Source organism: Pseudomonas sp. DrBHI1 (assembly GCF_002205115.1).
Classification (GTDB): Bacteria; Pseudomonadota; Gammaproteobacteria; order Pseudomonadales; family Pseudomonadaceae; genus Aquipseudomonas; species Aquipseudomonas mosselii.
Genome location: NZ_NIBE01000076.1, coordinates 1 through 3,858, shown reverse-complemented (window position 1 = coordinate 3,858; position 3,858 = coordinate 1). Strand labels below are relative to the sequence as shown.

Genomic DNA, 3,858 nt, shown 5'->3' with positions numbered 1-3,858 from the left:
ACCGCCCTGGTCACCGGCCAGGTGGTCGATCAACTGGGCAACACCGTCTCCGGTGTCGGTGACGGCGTGAGCAACCTGGGCCAGGTGATCGGCTCGCTGCCCATCGCCGGCGATACCTCGCTGACCGGCGGTGTGGGTGCGCTGGTGTCGTCCGCCGGCAACGCGGTGGACAGTGTTGGCAGTGGCCTTAGCGACGGCCTGGGGCAACTGGGCACTGGCAACAATGCCGTGGGTACCACGGTCGGCGTGGTCGGCGCGGCAACCGCCGACCTGGGCACGGGGGTCTCTGGCCTTGGCCAGGGCGTGACCGGACTGGCCAGCAACGGGCCGGTCGAGCAGGTGCCGGTGGTCAACCAGCTGGTCGCCGGGGCCGGGCAGGGTGTCGACCGGGTCGGCCAGGCGGTGACCATGCTTGGCAACACGCTCTCGCCGGTCGGCACCAGCGGTCCGCTGGCCGGTGCGACCCAAGGCGCGAGTGATGCCCTGGTGCCGGTGGTCTCGCTGGTGGAAAACACCACGGCCAATGTCACCCGGCAGACCGGACTCGCCGGCCCGCTCAACCAGGCGTTGAATCAAACCGGCACGGTCCTGAACCAGGCCGGCCAGCAACTGGCGGGTTCGGGCAATCCACTTGGCACCACGCTTGGGCAGGCAGTCGCCAATACCGGCACCACCGTGAGCACCGCCAGCGGGCTGGCGCCGGTCACCGGCGGCGCGCGCACCGGGCTGCTGGAAACCGCTGGTGGGGTGGTGGCAGGTGCCGGTAGTGGCTTGGCCGCGAGTATTGGCAGCCCGACGGTTGGCGGTATCGGCGGCAGCGTGGTGCAGGCGGGCAACAGCGTTGCCAGCCTGGGCCCGGTGCTCGGCGGCAACGGCGTGACCAACACGGCGGCAGGTGCTCCTGCCGCGGCACTCACCCAGCAGGTGGGCAGCGGACTCAGTCCGGTGGTCGCCGGTGTGTCCAGCGTGACCCAGCAGATCGGTGCCAGCACGGGCGCGGGAGCGCCGGTGGCCGGGTTGCTGAACCAGGTGGGTGGCGCGGTGGGTACCGTCGGCACGCAATTGACCGGCGCCACGGCCAACCCGACGGTCAGCCAGCTGGGCGCAACGGTGACGGCGGTGGGCGCAACGGTCGGCCAGGCCGGCACCCTGGTCAACGCCAATGGCGCACAGGGCAGCGGTCTCGGCGGCGCCCTGGGTGGCTTGACCGGCGCCCTGGCAGGCGGGCAGCGCTGACGCGACGGGCTACGCTAAAGGTGAGTGAGGCCGACCGGTGCGCCGTGCGCCGGTCGGTCACCCTGTCACCCTTGGATCATGGAGTGTCCGAATGCGCCGATTGCTGGTGACGATGCTGGCGCTGTCCGTGGCCAGCCTGGCCCGGGCCGAACCCCTGCCGAGTTTTCTCAACAGCAATGAGACCGAGCGCCGCCTGCCCACGCCGAACCTGCCGGTGGATGCCTATCGCCCCGGCCCCGCCGGCCTGCACGTGCCCACCGTGGACAGCGCGCGCCAATCCCCGCTGTTGATGAGCACGCAGGTGGCGGTGCGCAAGGTGCGCTTCGAAGGCGGCACCGTCTATCCATTGAGCGACCTGCGCGAGCATTTCCAGCCGTTGATTGGCCGTGAGGTGACACTCGCCGAGCTGATCGAGGTCACCCGTCGCCTGACCCAACGCTACCAGCAAGACGGGTACTTGCTTTCGTACGCCTACCTGCCGCCCCAGGACTTCGCCGATGGTCGGGTGCGGGTGGTTTTGGTGGAAGGCTACATCCACGACTATCAGGTACAGGGCGATATCGGCGCGGCGCGCGCCTACCTGGACCAGTTGATGGACCGCCTCAAGGCCGAGCGTCCGCTGACCCGTGAGAGCTTCGAGCGCTACACCAGCCTGGCCGGGCGCATCCCCGGGGTGACCTTCCAGGCCCAGGTACCGCCCCCGGCCACCACCGATGGCGCGACCCGGCTCCTGGCCCAGGTCTCGCGCAAACCGATCACGACCACCCTGAGCCTCAACGACGGCAGCCGCGACGACCTGCAGGCGCTGATCGGCGCCAGCAGCAACGCGCAAACGCGTTTCGCCGAGCAACTGAGCGCCAGCGTGCTGGTGCCGCCCGGCGAAGACAAGGAGCATTACTACCGCCTCGACTACAGCCAGTTCCTCGATGCCGAGGGCTCGAAGCTGCTGTTGTCGGCCTCGCGCTACCGCAGCGATCCCAAGGCGCGCATCCGCCTGGACAACGGCATCGACCTGACCCAGCACCGCGAGAACGATCGCTACTCGATGGGCATCAGCCAGACATTGATCGCCTCGCCCAGCGAATGGTTGGAGGTGGTCGGGCGCTTCTACGTGGTCAACGACCGCATCGACTACCAGGTGGTGGGCTTTCCGTTGCGCCTGGACAGCCAGACCGATATTCGTGCGCTGTCCTTCGAAGGTGATTGGCGCAAGGCCGAGGCACGGCGCCTGCGCATCCTCAGTGCCGGTGTCTACCAGGGCCTTGACCGCCTGGGGGCCAGCACCAATGCCGACTACGACCTGGACTTCCTGCGCCTGCGGGTATCGGGGGTGCAGAGCGACAACTTCACCGACAACTGGCAGGGTGTGGCCTCGGCGGCAGCCTACTGGAGCAACGACAGCCTGCCCGACAGCGAACGGGCGGTGTTCGGCGGGCAGAACTTCGGGCGGGGTTACCCCAGCGACCAGGGCTCGGGCGACAAGGGCTGGGGGTTGGCCTACGAGCTCAACTACAGCTTCCGGCGTGACGGCGCCTGGCTCAAGGTCGTGCAGCCGTACGTGGCACTCGACACGGCGCGGGCCTGGTTCAACGCGCTGGACGTGGAGGACACGAAGATGTCATCGGCGGCGCTGGGGCTGCGGTTCGGCGATATGCGCTACTACAACATCGCGGTCGAGGTGGCCAAGCCGATGTCGGACATCGCCCTGGACAGCTTCAACCGGCGGCCACGGCTGAACCTCAGTTTCAGTTATCAGCTGTAGGAGCGCGCAAGCTATTTGACGGCCTGCATCAATGGCTTGGGAAACAGGTTCTCCAGCGTCTCGAGTAGCCGTGCGTGGTAGATCGGCTTGCGGAACAGGTCGAGCACCTGCAGCCGCAGCAGGTCGCTGACATCGTCCATGTCGGCATGCCCGGACATCACGATCACCGGCAGGTGCTGGCGCGCGGTGTGCTCACGCAGGCGCTGCACCAGGCCCAGGCCGCTTTCCTCGGGCATGCGCAGGTCGGTGATTACCAGGGCGACATCGGGGTGGCGGGTCAATTGCTGCAGGGCGCAGCGCACCGAGGTGGCGGTGTGGCAACAGAAGCCCTCGTTCTCCAGCAACTCGGCCAGTTCCAGCAGGGCCTCTTCCTCGTCGTCCACCAGCAGGATCTGTTGACGCAAGGAAGAGGTCGGCATGGTCGGCTCCAGGCAGTGGGACTACACGTCATGCAGGTGCTGCGGTCACTGGGTGATCGCGGTCTTGATGGTGGTCATGATGGCCGATACCTCGGTCGAGATCGGCGTGACGAAGCCGGCCAGCACCACCGCCACCATGGCCGCGATCACGGCGTATTCGATACCGGAGGCGCCGTCCTTGCGCTGGAGGAAAGCCCTTACATGGATGAGGATCTGTTGCAGCAGCATGGCACTACTCCTTGCGCTCGATGGGCGCCGGTCGGCGGGGCTTGATAAGTGATACCCCTTTGCCATCAGAGCATTGCCAAGCTGTGGCGACCTGCAAATGTAAGAAGGCATTAATCCAAAAGTATTGGTTGTAATTGGCGATGCTAAGTTTTTGTTTTGCCGACGCGTCAATTTCATGGCTCTAAAAATGCGGTGCAGGTAATGGCGAAAGAT

The 3,858-nt window shown here is 66.6% G+C and carries 4 protein-coding genes; 2 read left to right on the top strand and 2 right to left on the bottom strand.

What is annotated here, in order from left to right:
* Positions 1 to 1,236 (top strand): collagen-like triple helix repeat-containing protein (locus CC207_RS17285; protein WP_371916473.1); only part of this gene is annotated, 1,236 nt, incomplete at its 5' end.
* Between the two features lie 91 nt (positions 1,237 to 1,327).
* Entirely contained in the window at positions 1,328 to 2,998 is a 1,671-nt protein-coding gene (locus tag CC207_RS17280) for a ShlB/FhaC/HecB family hemolysin secretion/activation protein (RefSeq protein WP_051555696.1), read from the top strand.
* An 11-nt stretch (positions 2,999 to 3,009) separates the two neighbouring features.
* Here the strand turns inward: CC207_RS17280 and CC207_RS17275 are convergent, their stop codons facing one another.
* Positions 3,010 to 3,417, bottom strand: a complete 408-nt coding sequence (locus CC207_RS17275) for a response regulator (RefSeq protein WP_028691357.1) — start codon at positions 3,415 to 3,417, stop codon at positions 3,010 to 3,012.
* Between the two features lie 45 nt (positions 3,418 to 3,462).
* A complete protein-coding gene (locus tag CC207_RS17270) occupies positions 3,463 to 3,645 on the bottom strand; it encodes a Flp family type IVb pilin (protein WP_028691358.1) in 183 nt (60 codons plus the stop codon).
* Positions 3,646 to 3,858: the final 213 nt, after the last annotated feature.